This is a genomic window from Oleiphilus sp. HI0128 (assembly GCF_001635365.1).
On sequence record NZ_LWGG01001057.1, the window covers coordinates 1 to 3799 of the forward strand.

At 46.7% G+C, this 3799-nt stretch carries 4 protein-coding genes; all 4 read left to right on the forward strand.

The window, feature by feature from the left end; all coding sequences use genetic code 11:
* Nucleotides 1-880, forward strand: an 880-nt coding sequence (locus A3763_RS18015) for a phosphate/phosphite/phosphonate ABC transporter substrate-binding protein (protein WP_068760290.1), incomplete at its 5' end; no start/stop codon positions are given.
* On the forward strand, nt 870-1619 hold the full coding sequence (locus tag A3763_RS18020) for a (Fe-S)-binding protein (RefSeq protein ID WP_068514112.1): 750 nt from the start codon (nt 870-872) through the stop codon (nt 1617-1619). The genes A3763_RS18015 and A3763_RS18020, both read left to right, overlap by 11 nt.
* Nucleotides 1612-3030: a LutB/LldF family L-lactate oxidation iron-sulfur protein gene (locus A3763_RS18025; protein WP_068514109.1), complete on the forward strand. Its 1419-nt coding sequence runs from the start codon at nt 1612-1614 to the stop codon at nt 3028-3030. Before A3763_RS18020 ends, A3763_RS18025 begins: the two co-directional genes overlap by 8 nt.
* Complete coding sequence (locus tag A3763_RS18030; RefSeq protein WP_068633692.1) at nt 3027-3713, forward strand: lactate utilization protein; 687 nt, start codon at nt 3027-3029, stop codon at nt 3711-3713. Before A3763_RS18025 ends, A3763_RS18030 begins: the two co-directional genes overlap by 4 nt.
* Nucleotides 3714-3799 lie beyond the last annotated feature (86 nt).

The window sequence follows — 3799 nt, forward strand, 5'->3', positions numbered from 1 at the left end:
TGTCGGCGTTGCGCCCTCGTTCCCCAAACCCGTTGCCGAACTGGAAGCTCTTGAAAAACAGATCGTTAAGAAAAAAAGCAAGTTTGCGGTGAAACAAAAGAAGCTAGACCAACAACTCAGCTATGCAACATCAAGCAGCTCTCTTCCTACTAAAACAGTAGCATGGCAAAACGTAATTTCTTTTTTGGAACAAGCCTCGGGAATTGAACTTAAATATGAAGCTGCCAGCAGCCAACTCGATTTTGAATTAAAACTGGCCAAAGGGCATTACGACCTTGCCTACACTACCCCTTTGCAGTTTCATGCATTTAAAGAGTTTCCGGGCTACCAGGCCCAGGTCAAACGCAAGTCACAGCCAATCAGAGGGCTAATATTCGTTAAGAAAACTGGACCAATTAAGACCTTGGCAGAACTAAGAAATGCAACCATTGCGTTTCCTGGCTTGCTAGATTTTGCCGCCAGCGTAGTGCCGAGAGAAAGCCTGAATAAACTTAACTTCGATATCATCCCCCAGTTTTTATCTAGTCAGTCAGAGGTCTACAAAGGCGTCGCTAATGGGGATTACATCGCCGGTGGCGGAACTGATGAGAGCTTTAGAGCACTCCCCCCTGAAATACGTAGTCGCCTGAGAATGCTCTGGGACAGCCCCGGGTTTTCTCCCTACCCTCTTATCGCACACCCTCGCGTCGATTTTTTCTCGCTCACCAAGTTAAAGCGGGCGTTTGTGAATATGATTAAAGATGACGAAGGGGAAAAGCTTCTCAAGTATATTTTTGTTGAAAACGGCTTTGAGGTTGCTAAAAACAGCGACTGGGATGAAATTGGCCTGATCGACCTCCATATCCTTAACGGTACTTCGAAAAAATCTCATGCAGAGTAAACAGGCCTACCTCTTTGGAACTTGCCTAATAGATTCCTTTTACCCGGAATCAGGTATGGATGCGATTGCTCTGCTTGAACTATGTAATTATCAAATAGTATTTCCTCAAGCGCAAACCTGCTGCGGACAGCCTCCCTATAATTCGGGTGAAGCAAGCCCAGCCAAAGATGTCGCCTGGCACACCATTCAGGTTTTTTCCGACAAAAAGTTACCTGTTATCGTACCTTCAGCCTCTTGTGCGGCCATGATCAAGCATCACTACCCGACTCTCTTCGACACGGGTTCCACAGAGCATAAACAAGCAATAGAGCTGAGCTCGAGAACCTACGAGCTTATCGAGTTTCTAGAGCCCATCCTCCCATACAATAAGCAAAGCGACAGCTCCCACACTCATATCAGTCTTCACCGATCCTGTAGCGCCCTTAGGGAGATGGAAGTCGCAGAACCATGGCTATCAATTCTAAGAAAGCTAGATGGCGTCGAGGTATCCTTACCAACACTAGAGCAGGAGTGCTGCGGATTTGGGGGAACCTTTGCTATCAAGTCTCCTGAGATTTCTGCCGCCATGACAGCAGACAAATGTGAGCACTTACTATCACCAAATCCTCAGTCTATATTAAGCGGTGATTGTGGCTGCCTTTTGAATATTAGCGGACATATCAAGCATTCAGGCGACAAGCGTCCTTGCACCCATATCGCGAGATTTATTGCTCAGCGTTTTGGAATACAACATGACTGACGACGCGCACTCAAACTTCGCCACTCGCATAAAAAGCGCACTAGAAGATACGCAGCTACGCTCCAACTTCCGCGGCGCCATGGACTTTCTACGCAATAAACGCAAACAAGCCTTCAGTGATGAAGAGGAATGGCAAACCCTTAGAGAACAAGGTGCAGCAATAAGACAGAACGTCGTCGAGCGTTTACCTGAACTGCTAGAGCAACTAGAACAACAATGTAGCAATAACGGCATTCAGGTACATTGGGCAGAAACCGGGATCGAAGCTAACCAAATTGTTCTCGACATAGCACAACGTCGCAAAGCCAAACTTGTTATCAAAGGAAAGTCGATGGCGAGCGAAGAAATCGAATTGAACAATTTCCTCCAGAGCCATAATATTGAAGCCATTGAATCGGATATGGGGGAGTACATTGTGCAGATTGCCGATGAAACACCGTCTCATATCATCATGCCCGCCATCCACAAAAACAAACAGGAAATTGCTCAACTATTTGAAAAGAAGCTCAAGTTGAAATGCGACCCGAACGACGTTGATGGCATGATTGGTCTGGGTAGAAGAATCCTCAGGGATAAATTTGAAAAAGCAGACATTGGCATTTCGGGCGTCAACTTTGCTGCTGCCGAGTCAGGTACGCTTTGCCTGGTAGAAAACGAGGGTAATGGACGCTTATCTACCACAGCTCCTCCGGTGCACATTGCAATTATGGGCCTGGAAAAAGTTATTCCAAGCCTGAGAGAACTACCAACACTACAACGCCTTCTCACTCGTTCCGCAACCGGCCAACATATCACCAGCTACCTCAACTTGATTAGCAGCCCGCGTCAAGCAGGAGAACTTGACGGCCCCGAGGAAGTTCACTTAATTATTCTCGACAATGGCCGCTCACTCATCCAACAAGATCCGGAGCTGAAAACCACTCTCGCTTGTATTCGCTGTGGTGCATGCATGAATCACTGCCCGGTCTATACCAAAATAGGCGGACATGCTTACGGCACAACCTACCCCGGCCCTATTGGGCAGGTTGTTATGCCTCAACTTAAGGGTATGGCAAGTCATGGGGAGCTTCTAAATGCCTGCTCCCTTAATGGCGCCTGCGGGGAAGCCTGCCCAGTAGATATTAAACTGCCTCAACTTATCCGTAGTTTGAGAAACAAACAACAAGCTACTGGCTCGACGCTAAAGGTAGAATCGTGGATCTGGCGTTTGTGGAAAGTGATCCATACCCACCCCAAACTCTATCGCCTAGTCACCAAGCTCATGGGCGCCTTACCTTTCATCAGCACTTGCTACCCAAAAGCATGGCGCAATACCCGAACACCGGCTCGCCCAAGTGCACGTACCCTTCACGAGAGGCTAAAGCATAGCCATCAAAAATTTGATGGACAAAGCAAGGAGCCACGCCAATGAACCAAGCTAAACTGAACATACTCTCACGCCTAAAACGCTCCAAGGGTTTTAAAGCACCAGAACGCGAGGGTTTGCCTAGCTCCCATAGAAGTCGTAGTGGTATTGTTCAAGCTGAAGATTTGCTTAGGCAGCTGATCTCAAAACTAGAAGAAAATCACGCAGAAGTACATCGAGTTAGCGCGTTTAAGTGGAAAACAACACTTACTGACATCATGGAAAGAGAAAAAGCCAAGCACTGCTTATTAGGGAATAATCTTGCATACCAAAGCGAAATTGAACAAGCTCTGCGCCTTCATAATAATAACATCAGCATTACACGCTACTCACAAGCTTATGAAACCCTTCGGGAAACCTTATTCCATAACATCGATATCGGCATCACCCTTGCACAGGGAGCAATAGCCGAAACCGGAACCTTATTGCTGCTGCCAAATAAAGACGAACCTAGAATGATGTCGCTTGTGCCACCAATACATCTAGTGCTACTACAAGAGGATCAAATCTACCCGGATTTATCAAGTTTGCTCAATGATGAACCTTGGGGTCAATGCGAGAAAATGCCAAGCAATGTTTTGTTTATTTCCAGCCCGTCGAAAACAGCAGATATACAACAAACACTAGCCTATGGCGCTCATGGACCCAAAAAGCTGATTGTCTTAGTTCAAGAAAACGCAGAGATATAGAGTGCTAAGGAGCAACGCTCAGCTCATCCAGAATCGATTCACTATCACCGCCTCCCGTTCTTAAACAGGGGAAAACCAATAGAATT

Coding starts and splice junctions, on each gene's coding strand:
- A3763_RS18030 (WP_068633692.1), top strand. CDS start 3,027: ATGAACCAAGCTAAACTGAACATACTCTCACGCCTAAAACGCTCCAAG.
- A3763_RS18025 (WP_068514109.1), top strand. CDS start 1,612: ATGACTGACGACGCGCACTCAAACTTCGCCACTCGCATAAAAAGCGCA.
- A3763_RS18020 (WP_068514112.1), top strand. CDS start 870: ATGCAGAGTAAACAGGCCTACCTCTTTGGAACTTGCCTAATAGATTCC.